Below are 18259 nucleotides of genomic sequence, written 5' to 3' on the forward strand. Positions count from 1 at the left end.
TAACGAAATAGCTGCTTTATATTGCAGGTGTCTTGTTACCGGAAAAGTCAGGTTCTATCTGTTAGGCTATTTCTAATAGCGATCGCCAGAAGAGGATAAATGGCGATCGGCGTTTAACCAGGCAGAGGGACAACATTTGGCTACCAGCGAGCGCCGCGTCGTATTTTTTGATCTTGACGGAACACTGCACCAGCAGGATATGTTCGGTACGTTTTTACGTTATCTGTTGCGGCACCAGCCGTTGAATGCCTTGTTGGTGCTGCCGCTATTGCCGGTGATTGCTGGCGCGTTATTGATTAAAGGGCGTGCAGCCCGCTGGCCAATGAGCCTGCTGCTCTGGGGCTGCACGTTTGGCCACAGTGAACATCAACTGAAAAAGCGTGAGCAGCAGTTTGTCCGCTGGTTTCGCGAACACGTGACGGCGTTTCCGGTGGTGCAGTCGCGGCTGACCCAGTACCTTACCGCTTCTGATGCGGATATCTGGTTGATCACGGGCTCGCCGCAACCGCTGGTGGAGCAAGTCTATTTTGATACGCCCTGGTTGCCGAAGGTGAATGTGATTGCCAGTCAGATCAACCGTCGTTATGGCGGCTGGGTGCTAACGATGCGCTGTCTCGGGCACGAGAAAGTGGCGCAACTGGAGCGGAAAATCGGTACGCCGCTGCGTCTGTACAGTGGTTATAGCGACAGCAAGCAAGACAACCCGTTGCTCTATTTTTGCCAGCACCGCTGGCGTGTGACGCCGCGCGGTGAGTTACAGCAACTGGAATAAACAGCGAAGGGCTGTATAATGCGCCCGCCTGAATCACTGGAGTTTTTCCCTTTGTCCAATCCTGAACTGAACCATGAATACTGGATGCGTTATGCGCTGACGCTGGCGAAACGTGCATGGGAAGAAGGCGAAGTGCCCGTTGGCGCGGTACTGGTGCATAACGAACGGGTGATTGGCGAAGGCTGGAACCGGCCGATTGGCCGTCACGATCCCACGGCGCATGCGGAGATCATGGCACTGCGTCAGGGGGGGATGGTGCTGCAAAACTACCGCCTGATCGACACCACGCTCTATGTCACGCTGGAGCCCTGCGTGATGTGCGCCGGGGCAATGGTGCATAGCCGCATTGGTCATCTGGTGTTTGGCGCGCGGGATGCGAAAACCGGTGCGGCGGGTTCGCTGATGGATGTGCTGCATCACCCGGGAATGAACCACCGGGTGGCGATCACCGAAGGGGTGCTGCGCGATGAGTGTGCGGCAATGCTGAGCGACTTTTTCCGCCAGCGTCGGCAGGAGAAAAAAGCGCTGAAAAAAACGCTCTCTGATTCACAAGAGCAGTCGGGCGGTTAAAGCACTTTATCGGTTCACTTTCAGTGGGTTTTTTACCAACGTATCCGGCGTCAGCAGCGGGTTGCGCGGAAAAGGATCGCTGGTGGTAAAGGCGCTAAAAGGCAGTATGCCGTAGGCGGGGCGGTTCAGTTCATCCGTAGAAACCGCCGGGTAACTCTTTGCCAGCTTTAGCGCTTTGGCCGCTTCTTTCTCTTTCTCAAGCAGGTAACCGACCAGGCTGATTTCATACTTACGGATGTTCTCCACATAAGCGTATGCTTCATGCCCGCGTGCGTAGCCGTAGGTCAGTTTGCTGTACCAGGGTTTCTGGCTCAGTAGCGGCAGACGCTGTTTTACATCGGCCCAGCTATCGGGGTTGCCTTTGGTTTTTGCCGTCAGCGCGCGTGCATCCAGCATATGCGCATAGCCCATATTGTAGGCCGCCAGCGCAAACCAGATTTTCTCATCCTGCGGTACGCTGTCCGGCACTTTGCTCATCATATCCTGCAAGTAGCGCGCGCCGCCGCTAATGCTCTGTTCCGCATCGGTACGATCGCTTAGGCCTAAACTTTGCGCCGTATTTTTTGTCAGCATCATCAGGCCGCGCACCCCGGTTGGTGAGGTGGCCTGGGCGTCCCAGTGTGACTCCTGATAGGAGATGGCTGCCAGCAGACGCCAGTCGATCTGCTGGGCATATTTCTCAAACATCGGTTGCAGCTCGGGCAGTACGCTATCGACAGCGCGCAGGAAAGTGCGCGTATCCACATAGTCAAAGTCTTCACCATGCCCGAGATACTTCTCCTCCAGCCGTGCGAGGGTACCGTCTTCATTCATATTATTGAAGAAATCCAGCATGGCGGCTGAAAGGGTATTGTCGTCATCGCGCTTGCTGAACCAGGTGACCGGCTGTTCATCGGTTACATCCAGTGCGACAGCCAGCTCTGGGTGCACCCGCTGGAACAGGCTTATCGCCACCGAGTCGGCAATGGTGTAACTCAATTTGCCTTCCAGCACCTGTTCCATCAACGCATTGGTGCCGAGCTTCTCATCCACCGTCCAGCTTAAATCCGGGTATTTTTTCTCTTTTAAGGCGCGAAGATCGTCGATCACCACCTGCCCCGGTGCAACGGTCAATTGGCTGGCGTTAACAGATTGCAGCGTGCGCGGGCGAGGGCTGCCAACCCGGTAAACCAGTTGCTGAGAAACGGAGTAGTAAACCGGGCCGGTCTGGTAGTTTTTGATGCGTTCGCTGTTGTACACCAGTCCTGCAGCGAGCATATCCGCATCATCATGATCGAGATCGTCAAAGAGCTGGCTGATATTCTGGCGGACGGTGACTTTGAGCTTCACACCCAGATAGTCGGCGAAATGCTGCGCCAGATCGTAATCGAGGCCGTAGGATTTTCCCTCAATACGGGTATAGGTGAGCGGTGTGGCAATGGTGCTGACGCGCAATTCCCCGCGGGCTTTGATTGCCGCGATGCGGTTATCGGCTTTGCCGAACCAGGGAATGGATGGCCACAGGGCCGCTGCCAGCAGCAGGGTGACAATGCCGATGAGCAGATAATTAATCTTAAATTTTTTCAATCAGTTAATTCTCTGCGCCGTACTTTGCCTCAGCAGATGGCCGTCATGATAACAACAAGGTTTGTCTGTGATTGAGCGGCATTTTGCGCAACAAAACGCCAGTTGGCAACTAATTAGAGTGGTCGGCGGCAGCTATTGTCAAAAATCCGGGCTGATTTTATTTCGACGCAAACGGTTTCGTAGGCGCTCAGGATTCTCTATAATGACGCCCGTTTTCCCCTGGTGCACACTTAAAGCGTCCCCGACGCTTCGTAATCGAAGACGAGAGACTTATGATGGAAATTCTGCGTGGTTCGCCTGCATTGTCCGCTTTTCGTATCAACAAACTGCTGGCGCGTTTTCAGGCGGCCAACCTCCCGGTCAGTAATATTTACGCCGAGTACGCTCACTTCGCTGATCTGAACGACACCCTGACCGAAGAAGAGTACGCCCGGCTCCAGCGCCTGTTGAAATATGGCCCGAGCCTGAGCAGCCATACCCCAACCGGAACCTTACTGCTCGTCACTCCTCGTCCTGGCACCATCTCTCCCTGGTCTTCCAAAGCTACCGATATTGCGCACAACTGCGGCCTTAATAAGATCAACCGCCTTGAACGCGGCGTTGCGTACTATGTAGACGCCGATGGTCTGACGGACGCCCAGTGGGCTCAGATCGCAGCAGAACTGCATGATCGCATGATGGAGAGCGTATTCACCTCACAGGCGGATGCTGAGCGCCTGTTTGAACACCATCAGCCGGCACCGGTACAAAGCGTCGACTTACTGGGTGAAGGCCGCCAGGCGCTGATCGACGCCAACCTGCGTCTTGGCCTGGCATTAGCAGACGATGAAATCGACTATCTGCAAGACGCCTTTACCCGTCTGGGGCGCAACCCGAACGATATCGAACTCTATATGTTCGCCCAGGCGAACTCCGAGCACTGCCGCCACAAAATCTTCAACGCCGACTGGGTGATTGATGGCAAGCCGCAGCCGAAGTCATTGTTTAAAATGATCAAAAACACCTTCGAGAAAACGCCGGATTTCGTCCTGTCTGCGTATAAAGACAACGCCGCCGTGATGGAAGGTTCAGCTGTTGGCCGCTTCTTCGCCGATCGCGGTGAAGGCCGTTACGATTACCATCAAGAACCGGCGCATATTCTGATGAAGGTGGAAACACATAACCACCCGACGGCGATCTCTCCGTGGCCGGGGGCTGCGACCGGATCCGGCGGTGAGATCCGTGACGAAGGGGCAACCGGTCGTGGCGCGAAGCCGAAAGCGGGCCTGGTGGGTTTCTCCGTTTCCAACCTGCGTATTCCGGGCTTTGAACAACCGTGGGAAGAAGATTTTGGTAAGCCTGAGCGTATCGTTACCGCGCTGGATATTATGACCGATGGCCCACTGGGCGGCGCGGCGTTTAACAACGAATTTGGTCGCCCGGCGCTGAACGGCTATTTCCGTACCTATGAAGAGAAAGTGAATAGCCATAACGGCGAAGAGCTTCGCGGCTACCACAAACCGATCATGCTGGCGGGCGGGATCGGTAACATTCGTGCCGATCACGTACAAAAAGGCGAGATCACCGTAGGTGCGAAACTGATCGTCCTCGGTGGCCCGGCGATGAATATCGGCCTGGGGGGCGGCGCAGCGTCCTCTATGGCGTCTGGTCAGTCTGATGCGGATCTGGATTTTGCCTCAGTTCAGCGCGACAACCCGGAAATGGAGCGTCGTTGCCAGGAGGTGATTGACCGTTGCTGGCAACTGGGCGATGCCAACCCCATCCTCTTTATTCATGACGTGGGCGCGGGCGGTCTGTCCAATGCCATGCCTGAGCTGGTCAGCGATGGTGGTCGCGGCGGTCGTTTTGAACTGCGTGACATTCTCAGCGATGAGCCGGGTATGAGCCCGCTGGAGATCTGGTGTAACGAATCGCAGGAACGCTATGTGTTGGCGGTTGCCGCCGATCAACTGGCGCTGTTTGATGAGCTGTGTCGCCGCGAACGCGCGCCTTATGCGGTGATTGGCGAAGCGACCGAAGCGCAGCACCTGACGCTGAACGACAACCATTTTAACGATCAACCGATCGACATGCCGCTGGATGTGCTGTTAGGCAAAACGCCGAAGATGACCCGCAACGTTGAGACACGTCAGGCGACCGGCGATGCATTTACGACACAGGGCATTTCGGTTGCAGACGCAGTGAATCGCGTGCTGCATTTGCCGACCGTGGCGGAAAAAACCTTCCTCGTGACCATTGGCGACCGCACGGTGACCGGTATGGTCGCCCGCGATCAGATGGTCGGGCCGTGGCAGATCCCGGTAGCGAACTGTGCGGTGACCACTGCCAGCCTCGATAGCTACTATGGTGAAGCGATGGCGCTGGGTGAACGTGCGCCGGTTGCGCTGCTGGACTTTGCGGCTTCCGCGCGTCTGGCCGTGGGGGAAGCATTGACCAATATCGCGGCAACGCAGATTGGCGACATCAAACGCATTAAGCTGTCCGCAAACTGGATGGCGGCGGCAGGGCATCCTGGCGAAGACGCAGGCCTGTACGCGGCAGTGAAAGCGGTGGGTGAAGAGCTTTGCCCTGCATTGGGACTGACCATTCCGGTGGGCAAAGATTCCATGTCGATGAAAACCCGCTGGCAGGAAGGAAATGAACAGCGTGAGATGACTTCGCCGCTGTCGCTGGTGATCACGGCCTTTGCGCGCGTTGAAGATGTACGTCATACAGTAACGCCGCAACTCTCCACCGAAGATAACGCCCTGTTGCTTATCGATCTGGGTAACGGCAACAATGCGTTGGGCGCAACGGCGCTGGCGCAGGTATATCGTCAACTGGGCGACAAGCCTGCCGATGTACGTAACGTTGAGCAACTGAAAGGCTTCTATGATGCCATCCAGGCGCTGGTTGCGGCGGGCAAATTGCTGGCTTACCACGATCGTTCCGACGGCGGTCTGCTGGTGACGCTGGCGGAAATGGCCTTTACGGGGCACTGCGGTGTAAATGTGAATATCGCTTCCCTGGGAGGCGATCGTCTGGCGGCGTTGTTTAATGAAGAGCTGGGCGCGGTTATCCAGGTACGTGCGGGCGACCGCGAAGCGGTGGAAAGCGTGCTGGCGACATACGGTCTGGGCGATTGTGTTCATTATCTGGGAAATGCTGTCTCCGGCGATCGCTTTGTCATTGAAGCTGATGGTCAGGCAGTGTTCAGTGAAAGCCGCACCACGCTTCGTATGTGGTGGGCGGAAACCACCTGGCAGATGCAGCGCCTGCGTGATAACCCGGAGTGTGCGGATCAGGAGCATGACGCGAAAGCCAATGACAACGATCCAGGGCTGAATGTAAAACTGTCGTTCGATATTAACGAAGATATCGCTGCGCCGTTTATTGCCACTGGCGCGCGCCCGAAAGTGGCGGTACTGCGCGAGCAGGGCGTCAACTCACATGTTGAGATGGCGGCCGCGTTCCACCGCGCAGGTTTTGATGCAATCGATGTGCATATGAGCGACCTCCTGGCCGGGCGCTCCGGGCTGGAAAACGTCCATGCGCTGGTCGCTTGTGGCGGCTTCTCTTACGGTGATGTGCTGGGCGCGGGCGAAGGCTGGGCGAAATCGATCCTGTTTAACGACCGTGTACGCGACGAGTTCGAAACCTTCTTCCACCGTCCGCAGACGCTGGCGCTGGGCGTATGCAATGGCTGCCAGATGATGTCCAACCTGCGCGAACTGATCCCGGGTAGCGAACTGTGGCCACGCTTTGTGCGTAACCACTCCGATCGTTTCGAAGCGCGTTTCAGCCTGGTGGAAGTGACGCAGAGCCCGTCATTGTTGCTCGGCGGCATGGTGGGATCGCAAATGCCCATCGCCGTATCTCACGGTGAAGGTCGTGTGGAAGTGCGCGATGATGCGCACCTGGCTGCGCTTGAAAGCAAAGGACTGGTGGCGCTGCGTTATGTCGATAACTTCGGCAAGGTGACGCAGACTTACCCGGCGAACCCGAACGGCTCGCCGAACGGCATTACGGCGGTCACGAATGAAAGCGGCCGCGTGACGATCATGATGCCGCATCCGGAGCGTGTATTCCGTACGGTGTCCAACTCCTGGCATCCGGAGAACTGGGGTGAAGATAGCCCGTGGATGCGTATTTTCCGTAACGCCCGTAAACAGTTGGGTTAAATTCGCGAGAAGCGTATAAAGCCTCCGGCCTTTCTGGCGGAGGCTTTTTTATTACCTGTTGAAAAGTGTCGGCATTTCCCGACAATGGCTTTTCTTTTGTGTCTCCAAATGGCGACATTTAATTATATGAATTATAAGTAATTATTTTAAACGTTATTAGGGTGTTGTTAAACAGCGACAGTGAGATGAAAAAACAAACATCTTGCCGTTGCGTGTGATAAATATAAAATCAATTATAATCAATGAGTTAAATTATTATTTTGTGCATTGGCATAATATGTGCATAATACTAAGCAGTGGCTCATTCATCTTTCTTATGTCAGCCCCTTCGGGACGTGCTACATAAACTTCGAATGACGCACTTAAAGGTGCCTGCCGTCCACCTGCTGATAATTGCTTTGCTTTATCAGGCTTCGGGCGAAACGTCGAGTTAGGCACCGCCTAATTTCATAACAGAGCCGGGCTTATGCCCGGCTTTGTTGTTTCTGGCTTTCCCCCGGCGCGTTACTCAGTTAGCATCCCTGTATCTATTCTTGCGAGAGCATTGCGTTGAAACGTTGGCTTGTTTTCCCCCGCTCGCTACGCCAGTTGGTGATGATGGCGTTTCTGTTGATTTTATTACCGCTGCTGGTACTGGCCTGGCAGGCGTGGCAAAGCCTGAATGCCCTCAGCGCCCAGGCACTACAAACCAACCGCACAACGCTCATTGACGCGCGTCGCAGCGAAGCCATGACCAACGCAGCGTTGGAAATGGAGCGCAGTTACCGCCAGTATTGCGTGCTCGACGATGCCACGCTGGCGCGGGTGTATCAGAATCAGCGTAAACGCTACAGTGAAATGCTGGATGCCCATGCGGGCGTGCTGCCGGATGATAAGCTCTACCAGGCGCTACGCCAGGATCTGAACGACCTTGCCCAATTGCAGTGTAAAAACAGCGGTCCTTCCGCTTCAGCCTCCGAGCGGCTGGAAGCCTTTGCCGCCGCAAACACCGAAATGGTGCAATCTACCCGTGCGGTCGTGTTCTCCCGTGGTCAGCAATTACAACTGGAAATCGCCGAACGCGGCCAGTTTTTTGGCTGGCAGGCGCTGGTGTTGTTTATGGTCAGTCTCGGGCTGGTGCTGCTGTTTACCCGTATGATCATCGGTCCGGTGAAGGGGATTGAACGGATGATCAACCGGCTGGGGGAAGGGCGATCGCTTGGCCATACTGTGGTGTTTAAAGGCCCGCGCGAGCTGCGCTATGTGGGCGAACGCATTATCTGGCTCAGTGAAAGGCTGGCGTGGCTGGAGTCGCAGCGCCATCAGTTTTTACGTCATTTGTCACATGAGCTTAAAACCCCCCTCGCCAGTATGCGCGAAGGAACGGAGTTGCTTGCCGATGAAGTGGTGGGGCCGCTGACCGCGGAACAGAAAGAGGTGGTTGAGATCCTCGATGCCAGCAGTCGCAACCTGCAAAAACTTATTGAGCAACTCCTCGACTATAACCGCAAGCTTGCCGACGGCGCGGTTGAGCTGGAAGAGGTTGAGATCGCACCGCTGGTGGACATGGTTATCTCTGCTCACAGTTTGCCGGCGCGAGCTAAAATGATGCATACCGGGGTCACGCTCGATGCGGCCACCTGTCAGGCTGAACCGATGTTACTGATGAGCGTGCTGGATAATCTCTACTCTAACGCTGTGCACTATGGTGCTGAATCCGGTAACATTTATCTGCACAGCTATATTGCCGGCGCGCGGCTCTTTATAGACGTGACAAATACCGGTACGCCTATCCCTGAAGCAGAACGCAGCATGATCTTCGAGCCCTTTTTTCAGGGCAGCCATCAACGAAAAGGGGCGGTAAAAGGCAGTGGGTTAGGGCTGAGTATTGCCAGAGATTGTATTCGTCGTATGCAGGGCGAACTCTATCTGGCAACCGATAGCGAAGCCGATGTCTGTTTCCGTATTGAGTTACCGCTCAATGTGCCGGTAAAAGAGATTAAATGAACCTGGACCTGGTAAGTATGTCGCATGTTTTTTCCCGCGTAATTAACGCGGTGTCACCGCGCAATAAATGGCTTCGTGCGTTTCCTTGCCTGTTGCTGGCCGGATGCGTGGCGCAAAAGCCGCAAAGCGCTATCCATAATGGCCAGGAAGAACGACTCCCTGAGCACCAACTGGCGGATTTTCTCTCAACAGACTGTGATGACATCTGGCTGTTGTCGGGCCCGCATGTCGACACCAACCCGCTTTACTGGCTGCGAGCGATGGATTGCGCACAGCGTCTGGCCCCGGCAGTGGCCCGTGCTGAAGCGCGCTCCTGGACGGATGATAACTGGGCTGCCACGTTCCGCCGTGGCATTTTGCTCTCCAGCGCTAAAATCACACCGCTTGAACGGCGTGATTACACTACCCGGCTGGACGCTGTAAGCCCGACTATCCCGGCGCAGGTTCGCCCGTTGTTCCAGCTCTGGCGCGATAGTGAAATGTTGCAGTTACAACTGTCAGAAGAGCGCAGTCGCTACAGCAAACTGCAACAATCCACCGATAGCGAGCTGGATACGTTGCGCCAGCAGCAGCAATTTTTACGTGAGCAACTGGAAACCACCACGCGCAAGCTGGAGACGCTGACCGATATTGAACGGCGTCTTTCCACGCGTAAGCCCGCGCCAGCCGATATGCCGGATAGCACGCGCCCGTCGAAAAATGACGGGAATCAGGAGGATGTAAAACCATGACAAGCCGCAAACCTGCCCATTTACTGCTGGTGGATGACGACCCTGGCCTGCTGAAGCTGCTGGGGTTGCGTCTTACCAGCGAGGGGTACAGCATTGTCACCGCCGAGAGCGGGCAGGAAGGATTGCGCATTCTGGCGCGGGAAAAGGTCGATCTGGTGATAAGCGACCTGCGCATGGATGAAATGGATGGCATGCAGCTGTTTGCTGAGATTCAGCGCGTTCAGCCGGGTATGCCGGTGATTATCCTGACGGCGCATGGCTCAATACCGGATGCGGTAGCCGCCACGCAGCAGGGCGTCTTTAGCTTTCTTACCAAACCGGTGGATAAAGACGCGTTATACAAAGCCATTGATGAGGCGCTGGAACACAGCGGCCCGGCGGCCGACGATCAGTGGCGCGAAAGCATTGTTACCCGTAGCCCGGTCATGCTGCGCTTGCTGGAGCAGGCGCGAATGGTGGCGCAGTCCGATGTCAGCGTGCTGATCAACGGGCAAAGTGGTACCGGCAAGGAGATCCTCGCGCAGGCGATCCACAACGCCAGCCCTCGCAGTAAAAGCGCGTTTATCGCCATCAACTGCGGTGCATTACCCGAGCAATTGCTGGAGTCGGAACTGTTTGGTCATGCGCGCGGGGCGTTTACCGGCGCGGTCAGTAGCCGCGAAGGGCTGTTTCAGGCGGCGGAAGGCGGTACGCTGTTTCTTGATGAAATTGGCGATATGCCAATTCCGTTGCAGGTGAAATTGCTGCGTGTGCTGCAGGAGCGTAAAGTCCGCCCGCTGGGCAGCAACCGCGATATTGATATTAATGTGCGTATTATTTCCGCCACCCACCGCGACCTGCCGAAAGCGATGGAGCGCGGTGAGTTTCGTGAGGATTTGTTCTACCGCCTGAATGTTGTGAACCTCAAAATCCCGGCACTGGCGGAGCGCGCGGAAGATATTCCGCTGCTGGCGAACCATCTGCTGCGTCAGGCAGCGGATCGCCACAAACCGTTTGTGCGTGCTTTCTCCACCGATGCCATGAAACGGCTGATGACCGCGAGCTGGCCGGGTAACGTGCGTCAACTGGTGAACGTGATTGAGCAGTGCGTGGCGCTGACATCCTCTCCAGTGATCAGCGATGCGCTGGTTGAACAGGCGCTGGAAGGGGAAAACACGGCGTTGCCTACCTTTGTTGAAGCGCGTAATCAATTTGAACTTAACTACCTGCGCAAACTGTTGCAAATCACCAAAGGTAATGTGACCCATGCCGCGCGGATGGCGGGCCGCAACCGGACTGAATTTTACAAATTACTCTCGCGACATGAGCTGGACGCCAACGACTTTAAGGAGTAATGGCGCGGTGAGTATGATACTGTGAGCAACCGATTACGATGCAGCAGACTGGCAAGAGCGTTTAAGGACCCACCATGAAAAAGATTGATGCGATTATTAAACCTTTCAAACTGGATGATGTGCGTGAAGCACTGGCGGAAGTCGGTATCACCGGGATGACGGTGACCGAAGTGAAAGGGTTTGGTCGCCAGAAAGGCCACACAGAACTCTACCGCGGCGCGGAATACATGGTGGACTTTCTACCCAAGGTGAAAATTGAAATTGTGGTCACCGACGATATCGTTGATACCTGCGTGGATACCATTATCCGCACGGCGCAGACCGGTAAGATCGGCGACGGCAAAATCTTCGTCTTTGACGTTGCGCGCGTGGTGCGTATCCGTACCGGCGAAGAAGACGACGCGGCAATCTGATGTGATTCCCTCACCCAGCCGGGTGAGGGAATGTCTGCTTACAGGACCTTATGCGGCCCAAAGCATTCGTAGTGGATATTGGCTTTGTCTACGCCGAGCGTCACCAGTTGCTGAGCGGCAAACTGCATAAATCCAACCGGCCCGCAGAGGTAAAACTGCATCATCGGGTCGCTGAATTTTCCTTCCAGTTGCGTTAAATCCATTAACCCTTCGCTGTTAAAACGACCTGCACTTCGATCTGCTGCTTCCGGTTGGCGATACCAGACATGTTGATAGAAGCGATCCAGTGATGCTCCCAGCTTGCTGACTTCATCGGCGAAAGCGTGAACCTGGCCATTGTCGGCGGCATGAAACCAGTTCACCTGTGCGCTGTGCTGAGAGGCGGCAAGGCTGTCCAGCATCGCCAGCATCGGGGTTTGCCCTACGCCTGCGGAGATTAACGTAACCGGAGTAGCAGCAGGCACATCCATAAAGAAATCCCCTGCTGGCGCGGCCAGGTGCACCACATCACCGGGTTGGGCTTTATCGTGCAGCCACTCTGAAACCTGGCCACCGCTTTCGCGTTTTACGGCAATACGGTAGCTTTTCCCGTTCGGCTGGCGGGTCAGCGAGTACTGACGGATCTCCTGATTCGCGAAACCTTCCGGCTTCAGCCAGATGCCAAGATATTGTCCCGGCTGGTAAGACGCCACCGGCTGATCATCTACCGGTGCGAATTCAAAGCTGGTGATCAGTGCACTCTGCGGGGTTTTCTCCAGCAAGCGGAACGCGCGTGTTCCTTGCCAGCCGCCCTGTTTTTCCGCGTGCTCACGGTAAATCTGCGCTTCACGATTGATAAACACCCCAGCCAGCACGCCATAGGCTTTACCCCAGGCATCCAGTACCTCTTGTCCGGGGCTGAACATTTCATCCAGCGTTGCCAGAAGGTGCGCGCCGACAATGTTGTACTGCTCCGGCTGGATCTGAAAACTGGTGTGTTTCTGTGCGATCTTTTCAACGGCGGGCAGCAATGCCGCGAGGTTATCGATATTACTGGCATAAGCGGCAATCGCGTTGAACAGCGCTTCACGCTGGTCGCCATTGCGCTGATTGCTCATATTAAAGATCTCTTTTAGTTCCGGGTTGTGGCTGAACATCCGGTCGTAAAAATGTGCGGTGAGTTTAGGTCCGGTGGCGGCCAGCAGGGGAAGGGTGGCTTTGACCGTAGCGATGGTTTGAGCGTCGAGCATTATGGCTTCCTTTAGCGATGATTATTTAAAATTGTATTTTAAATGCATCTTATAGCGCAGCGCACGGCCTTGTAAAGAGCGGGCCATCTAAAGGATTTGCATCGTGAATAAGTTGCATCACAAACCTGAAAAGAAATCCGCTTATATGGCGAAGCCCGTTATCGCTCAAACCCTTGACTGGCGCGGAGCCAATCGTTTGCGTAAAAACCTTTGTCAAGACCTGTTATCAGGATATTAATCAGTTATACTGTGAGCCGTTCCCCAAATTGGGCCCTCGTTTAGAGTTGTTTTTGTTAGCTGAGTCAGGAGATGCGGATGTTAAAGCGTGAAATGAACATTGCCGATTATGATGCCGAACTGTGGCAGGCTATGGAGCAGGAAAAAGTACGTCAGGAAGAACACATTGAACTGATCGCCTCCGAAAACTACACCAGCCCGCGTGTAATGCAGGCTCAGGGTTCTCAGCTGACGAACAAATACGCCGAAGGTTACCCGGGCAAACGCTACTACGGCGGTTGCGAATATGTCGACATTGTTGAGCAACTGGCGATCGACCGTGCAAAAGAGCTGTTCGGCGCTGATTATGCCAACGTCCAGCCGCATTCAGGTTCACAGGCGAACTTCGCTGTGTACACCTCTCTGCTGGAGCCGGGCGATACCGTACTGGGTATGAACCTGGCGCACGGGGGTCACCTGACGCACGGTTCTCCGGTTAACTTCTCCGGTAAACTGTATAACATCGTGCCTTACGGCATCGATGAAACCGGCCATATTGATTACAACGACCTGAACGCGCAGGCGCAGAAACACAAGCCGAAAATGATCATCGGTGGTTTCTCGGCTTATTCCGGCGTGGTTGACTGGGCAAAAATGCGTGAAATCGCTGACAGCATCGGTGCATACCTGTTTGTGGATATGGCGCACGTTGCAGGTCTGGTCGCCGCAGGCGTTTACCCGAACCCGGTTCCGCATGCACACGTGGTGACCACCACAACCCACAAAACGCTGGCTGGCCCGCGCGGTGGTCTGATCCTGGCGAAAGGCGGCAGCGAAGAGCTGTATAAAAAACTGAACTCAGCTGTGTTCCCTGGCGGCCAGGGCGGCCCGCTGATGCACGTGATCGCCGGTAAAGCGGTGGCGCTGAAAGAAGCGATGGAGCCGGAATTCAAAACCTATCAGCAGCAGGTTGCGAAAAACGCCAAAGCGATGGTGGAAGTGTTCCTGAACCGTGGTTACAAAGTGGTATCCGGCGGTACAGATAACCACCTGTTCCTGCTGGATCTGGTGGATAAAAACCTGACCGGTAAAGAAGCCGATGCTGCACTGGGTCGCGCTAACATCACCGTTAACAAAAACAGCGTACCGAACGATCCGAAAAGCCCGTTTGTCACCTCCGGTATCCGCATCGGTAGCCCGGCGGTAACCCGTCGCGGCTTTAAAGAAGCGGAAGTGAAAGAGCTGGCTGGCTGGATGTGCGACGTGCTGGATAGCATCAATGACGAAGCGGTGATTGAGCGCACGAAACAGAAAGTACTGGATATCTGCGCTCGTTTCCCGGTTTACGCTTAAGTTTCAGGCAAATAAAAAAAGCCCCGTACGGGGCTTTTTTTATGCCTTATTGCAAACCGGCGTAGCCGTGAATGCCCATGTAAATACCGACCAGAGCGATCAACACGCTGGAAAAGTAGGGGGCTTTACGGGCGAGTGTATTAAAGCCAGACCAGCGTTTTGCCGCCTGTTGTACACTGATTGCCGCACCTACGCCAACGGCGACCAGCGTGAGCGCCAGGCCAATACTGAAACAGACCACCATCGTTGCACCTAATGTCAGCGCCTTAAGCTGAAGACAGATAAGCAGAATGGTGATGGCCGCCGGGCATGGGATCAAGCCACCGGTCAGGCCGAACAGCAGAATTTGTCCATTCGTGACGTCACCACCGTTAAAACGCCGCTCAATATCCCGGGCGTGTGCCCGTTCATGCGCATCCTGATACTCCTCTTCTTCTTTTGCTACGCTCCGCATGGCGAGGATATTCGGCTGTGCACGCACCGCAGAGAGTTGTGGCTGGAAGATTAACCCGCGTGGCTGCGGAGCGTGGCCGTGATGATGATGGTGATGATCGTCATGATGATCGTGGTGATGATGGCCTGCACGTCGGGCGCTTTCCCCTTGCCATGTCCGCCAGAACATCCACGTTGCTGTACCGAGGATCACCACGGCGGAGATCATTTGCAGCCAGGGTTCCACCGATTGGGCGGTAAATTTCTGGCTGATAAACATCCCGCCCAATGCGATCAGCCAGACTACCGCGGTATGAGAGACCGTGGCTGCCAGCCCTAACATGATGGCCTGTTTAACCGTACCTTTGATCGCGATAATAAACGCCGCCATCATGGTCTTTGAGTGTCCTGGCTCCAGGCCATGCAGGGCACCGAGCAGAATTGCGCTGGGAATAAAAAACCAGGCGTTCCCTTGCTGAAAAAGGGTGGTGAAGTCATTCATGAGAATAATTCTCGGTAACATTTTGTGCGCTTAAATCTACTCCCCCCCAGTAAAAAATACTACCCCCCAGTAGAAAGAAACTCCCCCCCAGTTGTTGCATGGTATGCTATCGTCTGTGAAGCACGATGAAACTGAGGTCTGTATGTCGCACACCATTCGGGATAAACGAAAGCTAAAAGCGCGGGCAAGCAAAATAGAAGGGCAGGTGGTTGCGCTGAAAAAAATGCTCGACGAACCGCATGAATGCGCACAGGTTTTGCAGCAAATCGCGGCCATCCGTGGTGCGGTGAATGGCTTAATGCGCGAAGTGATTAAAGGGCATCTGACCGATCATATCGTCCATGAAAGCGATGAAATTAAGCGCGAAGCAGACCTGGATGTCGTATTAAGCGTGCTGGATTCATACATCCGTTAGGCCGCCACACCTTGTTATCTGATTGTTACTTGCCAGCCCGGCTATTTGCCGCCAGACTATCGCCTCCATTCAGGAGGAAATCATGGTTCTGCAGTCCACGCGCTGGCTGGCGCTCGCTTATTTCACCTACTTTTTCAGCTACGGCATTTTCTTACCTTTCTGGAGCGTCTGGCTCAAAGGCGTGGGATTAACCCCGGAAATTATCGGCATGTTGCTGGGCGCAGGCCTGGTGGCACGTTTTCTGGGCAGTTTGCTTATTGCGCCACGCGTTAGCGATCCGTCCCGTCTGATCACTGCATTGCGTGTGCTGGCGCTGGTGACATGCCTGTTTGCGCTTGCCTTTTATGCAGGCAACCACGTGGCCTGGCTGACGGTGGTGATTGTGGGCTTTAACCTCTTCTTCTCGCCGCTGGTGCCGCTGACCGACGCACTGGCCGGTACCTGGCAAAAACAATTCACCATGGACTATGGCCGCGTCAGGGTCTGGGGATCCATTGCTTTTGTGATTGGTTCTGCACTGACCGGTAAGCTGGTGAGCCTGTATGATTATCGGGCGATTCTGGCGATGCTGACGCTTGGCGTCGCATCCATGCTGCTGGGTATGCTGTTACGGCCTTCCGTCTTACCGCAGGGTGAACAGCGCCATCAGGAAGGTGCTGGCTGGCAGGCATGGCGTCAATTGATTGTCCAGAACTGGCGTTTTCTCGCCTGTGTCTCCCTGCTGCAGGGCGCGCATGCCGCCTATTACGGCTTCAGCGCAATCTACTGGCAATCTGCCGGGTATTCCGCTTCGACGGTGGGTTACCTTTGGTCATTGGGGGTGGTCGCGGAAGTCATCATCTTCACGCTCAGCAACCGTCTCTTCCGTCGCTTCAGTGCGCGCGACTTGTTGCTGCTTTCCGCGTTTTCCGGGCTGGTGCGTTGGAGTCTGATGGGCTGGACCACCGACTTGCCCTGGCTTATTGTCGCGCAAATCCTGCACTGCGGAACATTCACCGTTTGCCACCTGGCCGGCATGCGTTATATCTCGGCGCGCAAGGGCAGCGAAGTGATCCGTTTGCAGGCGGTCTACTCCGCCGTTGCGATGGGGGGAAGCATTGCGTTGATGACCATGATTGCCGGGTTCTTGTTCGAGCATCTGCACCAGGGGCTGTTTTGGGTGATGGCGCTGCTGGCGATCCCGGCCATCTTCCTGCGGCCGCGAGTTTCCGCACAGCAGTCCGTCGCCAGTTAGCACTCCAGCATGGCGCGAATATGCTGCTGTTGCTGTGTGCTTAATGGGCCATCGGTGTGGATCAGCGGTGGCGAAAAGAGCGGCAGCGGCGTGGTGTACGGCGTGACGATCAGTGTGGCATCGCGCGGCGCGCCTTGCTGGCGAAACTCAGCCAGTGGTAGGTAGTTAATCGTGAGCGGCAGCAGCGTTAATTCACGCAGCTGTTGCTCTATTTCCTGTTCCCGCGCGCTGTCTTCGCCGGTAATTAACACCACCTGCTTTTCATGTAAATCGTTCTCCTGCATCAGCCAGGCACCGAAAATCACCGCCACCAGGCCGGCTTCTTCATCGCTGAAACGCAGGCTGTATTCCTCTTCCAACGCTTGCAATGCGCTGCGGGTGGTGCGCATCAAACGCGGATAGAGTTGATGGATCTCCTCCGGCAGACTGTTATCGATGCCGATGCCAAACAAGCTGCGATCCAGCGCCTGTGCCAGATGGATATAGAGCTGTGCGCTGAGTCCTTGCTCATCGCTAAAACGCAGGCCTGCCAGATCGCGAAAACGGACAATCATCCGGTTGATGGCCTGCTGTAACCGCCGATCCTGGTGGTGGCTGTCGCGCAGAGGGTCGGGGATCCGCACCATCATAAATAACAGTGACAGGAACAGATGCTCATTCTCTTGTGGATGCGCGATCACACGCCGCCGCCAGTGGCGCACAATATCTTGCGCGACCTGATACTCTTCGCGCATCTGCGCCCAGCTCTGCTGCACCGGGTTGAACTCCGGCGTGTGTCCATGATGATTTTGCAGTAAGCAATATTGCAGGTAGAGGCGCAAAAATTGTATATCCCGGCACTCAAAAGAGCGTTGCAGGCGGCGGGCACACAGATTAATTAACGCACGCAAATTGGTATCGTCATACAGGGTCCTGGCGATCCCTTGCTGCCTGAGCGCGGTTTTTAATGTCGGGGTAAAATGCTGCGTGATAAATTGCGGACATAGCCGGAGTGAGCGCCGCAGCCAGTGCAGCAGGCATAAACGCTGATCCAGCGTTGCGCCTTCAATCCGGTAACCGCCGTTATGCTGTGGCACGATGGAAAGACGATGGTAACGGCGGATCTCGCTTTCGGTCTCGGCAAGATCCTGGCGTGCCACATGATCGTCCACACCATTCATGGCGCTGATATGTTCCATAGTGACATATTGCCCTGGCAGCGCGAGCATCAGCAGTACCTGGCAGCGTCGCTGCGGACTGGAGAGCGCAGATGGGGGCGTCATTACAATTGTCATCTGTCAGATTCCAGTTAGGGGTGTTTGATAAGCGTAGTTAAAGCTATGCTGTGCGATAGCGCAGCCGCTGCT

The 18259-nt window shown here is 55.2% G+C and carries 14 protein-coding genes; 10 read left to right on the plus strand and 4 right to left on the minus strand.

Annotated elements, in window-relative coordinates:
- The first annotated feature begins 136 nt into the window (after window positions 1-136).
- Entirely contained in the window at window positions 137-772 is a 636-nt protein-coding gene (gene yfhb, locus ABGA49_RS03425; RefSeq protein ID WP_061493670.1) for a phosphatidylglycerophosphatase C, read from the plus strand.
- Window positions 773-790: 18 nt separating this feature from the next.
- Window positions 791-1342, plus strand: a complete 552-nt coding sequence (gene tadA, locus ABGA49_RS03430; protein ID WP_148654694.1) for a tRNA adenosine(34) deaminase TadA — start codon at window positions 791-793, stop codon at window positions 1340-1342.
- 6 nt (window positions 1343-1348) lie between these two features.
- Here tadA and mltF read toward each other — a convergent pair whose 3' ends face one another.
- Window positions 1349-2908, minus strand: a complete 1560-nt coding sequence (gene mltF / locus ABGA49_RS03435) for a membrane-bound lytic murein transglycosylase MltF (RefSeq protein ID WP_347665140.1) — start codon at window positions 2906-2908, stop codon at window positions 1349-1351.
- Between the two features lie 272 nt (window positions 2909-3180).
- Between mltF and purL the strand changes: the two genes are divergently transcribed.
- The 5 genes from purL to glnB all read left to right on the plus strand — a co-directional run bounded on the left by purL (window position 3181) and on the right by glnB (window position 11532).
- Window positions 3181-7068 (plus strand): phosphoribosylformylglycinamidine synthase, encoded by a 3888-nt coding sequence (gene purL, locus ABGA49_RS03440; protein ID WP_347665141.1) that lies wholly within the window; start codon window positions 3181-3183, stop codon window positions 7066-7068.
- Between the two features lie 549 nt (window positions 7069-7617).
- Entirely contained in the window at window positions 7618-9054 is a 1437-nt protein-coding gene (gene qseE / locus ABGA49_RS03445; RefSeq protein WP_082794141.1) for a two component system sensor histidine kinase QseE/GlrK, read from the plus strand.
- A complete protein-coding gene (qseG, locus tag ABGA49_RS03450; RefSeq protein ID WP_061493677.1) occupies window positions 9051-9785 on the plus strand; it encodes a two-component system QseEF-associated lipoprotein QseG in 735 nt (244 codons plus the stop codon). The genes qseE and qseG overlap by 4 nt, the downstream gene beginning before the upstream one ends.
- The gene (gene glrR, locus ABGA49_RS03455; RefSeq protein ID WP_061493682.1) at window positions 9782-11119 is read left to right on the plus strand and encodes a two-component system response regulator GlrR; all 1338 of its coding nucleotides are present in this window, start codon (window positions 9782-9784) and stop codon (window positions 11117-11119) included. The genes qseG and glrR overlap by 4 nt, the downstream gene beginning before the upstream one ends.
- A gap of 74 nt (window positions 11120-11193) precedes the next feature.
- Entirely contained in the window at window positions 11194-11532 is a 339-nt protein-coding gene (gene glnB, locus ABGA49_RS03460) for a nitrogen regulatory protein P-II (RefSeq protein ID WP_002438074.1), read from the plus strand.
- Window positions 11533-11570: 38 nt separating this feature from the next.
- Here glnB and hmpA read toward each other — a convergent pair whose 3' ends face one another.
- Window positions 11571-12764 carry an NO-inducible flavohemoprotein gene (gene hmpA / locus ABGA49_RS03465; protein WP_347665321.1) on the minus strand — a complete coding sequence of 398 codons (1194 nt, stop codon included), beginning with the start codon at window positions 12762-12764 and terminating at the stop codon, window positions 11571-11573.
- 312 nt (window positions 12765-13076) lie between these two features.
- Between hmpA and glyA the strand changes: the two genes are divergently transcribed.
- A complete protein-coding gene (gene glyA / locus ABGA49_RS03470) occupies window positions 13077-14330 on the plus strand; it encodes a serine hydroxymethyltransferase (RefSeq protein ID WP_061493687.1) in 1254 nt (417 codons plus the stop codon).
- Between the two features lie 46 nt (window positions 14331-14376).
- Here glyA and ABGA49_RS03475 read toward each other — a convergent pair whose 3' ends face one another.
- Complete coding sequence (locus ABGA49_RS03475; RefSeq protein ID WP_347665142.1) at window positions 14377-15264, minus strand: nickel/cobalt efflux protein RcnA; 888 nt, start codon at window positions 15262-15264, stop codon at window positions 14377-14379.
- A gap of 142 nt (window positions 15265-15406) precedes the next feature.
- Here ABGA49_RS03475 and rcnR point away from each other — a divergent pair, with 142 nt between their 5' ends.
- Window positions 15407-15679, plus strand: a complete 273-nt coding sequence (gene rcnR, locus ABGA49_RS03480) for a Ni(II)/Co(II)-binding transcriptional repressor RcnR (protein WP_061493691.1) — start codon at window positions 15407-15409, stop codon at window positions 15677-15679.
- 82 nt (window positions 15680-15761) lie between these two features.
- Entirely contained in the window at window positions 15762-16913 is a 1152-nt protein-coding gene (locus tag ABGA49_RS03485) for a 3-phenylpropionate MFS transporter (RefSeq protein ID WP_061493693.1), read from the plus strand.
- Here ABGA49_RS03485 and csiE read toward each other — a convergent pair.
- A complete protein-coding gene (csiE, locus tag ABGA49_RS03490) occupies window positions 16910-18187 on the minus strand; it encodes a stationary phase inducible protein CsiE (protein ID WP_061493695.1) in 1278 nt (425 codons plus the stop codon). The genes ABGA49_RS03485 and csiE overlap by 4 nt on opposite strands.
- Between the last annotated feature and the right edge of the window lie 72 nt (window positions 18188-18259).

The sequence above is a fragment of the Kosakonia sp. WA-90 genome, assembly GCF_039871955.1.
In the GTDB taxonomy this organism is placed as follows: Bacteria; Pseudomonadota; Gammaproteobacteria; order Enterobacterales; family Enterobacteriaceae; genus Kosakonia; species Kosakonia oryzendophytica.

Excerpts from the sequence above, each read along its gene's own strand:
- purL (WP_347665141.1), top strand. The coding sequence starts at position 3,181 with ATGATGGAAATTCTGCGTGGTTCGCCTGCATTGTCCGCTTTTCGTATC.
- glnB (WP_002438074.1), top strand. The coding sequence starts at position 11,194 with ATGAAAAAGATTGATGCGATTATTAAACCTTTCAAACTGGATGATGTG.
- csiE (WP_061493695.1), bottom strand. The coding sequence starts at position 18,187 with ATGACAATTGTAATGACGCCCCCATCTGCGCTCTCCAGTCCGCAGCGA.
- glrR (WP_061493682.1), top strand. The coding sequence starts at position 9,782 with ATGACAAGCCGCAAACCTGCCCATTTACTGCTGGTGGATGACGACCCT.
- glyA (WP_061493687.1), top strand. The coding sequence starts at position 13,077 with ATGTTAAAGCGTGAAATGAACATTGCCGATTATGATGCCGAACTGTGG.
- tadA (WP_148654694.1), top strand. The coding sequence starts at position 791 with ATGCGCCCGCCTGAATCACTGGAGTTTTTCCCTTTGTCCAATCCTGAA.
- ABGA49_RS03475 (WP_347665142.1), bottom strand. The coding sequence starts at position 15,264 with ATGAATGACTTCACCACCCTTTTTCAGCAAGGGAACGCCTGGTTTTTT.
- rcnR (WP_061493691.1), top strand. The coding sequence starts at position 15,407 with ATGTCGCACACCATTCGGGATAAACGAAAGCTAAAAGCGCGGGCAAGC.
- qseG (WP_061493677.1), top strand. The coding sequence starts at position 9,051 with ATGAACCTGGACCTGGTAAGTATGTCGCATGTTTTTTCCCGCGTAATT.
- ABGA49_RS03485 (WP_061493693.1), top strand. The coding sequence starts at position 15,762 with ATGGTTCTGCAGTCCACGCGCTGGCTGGCGCTCGCTTATTTCACCTAC.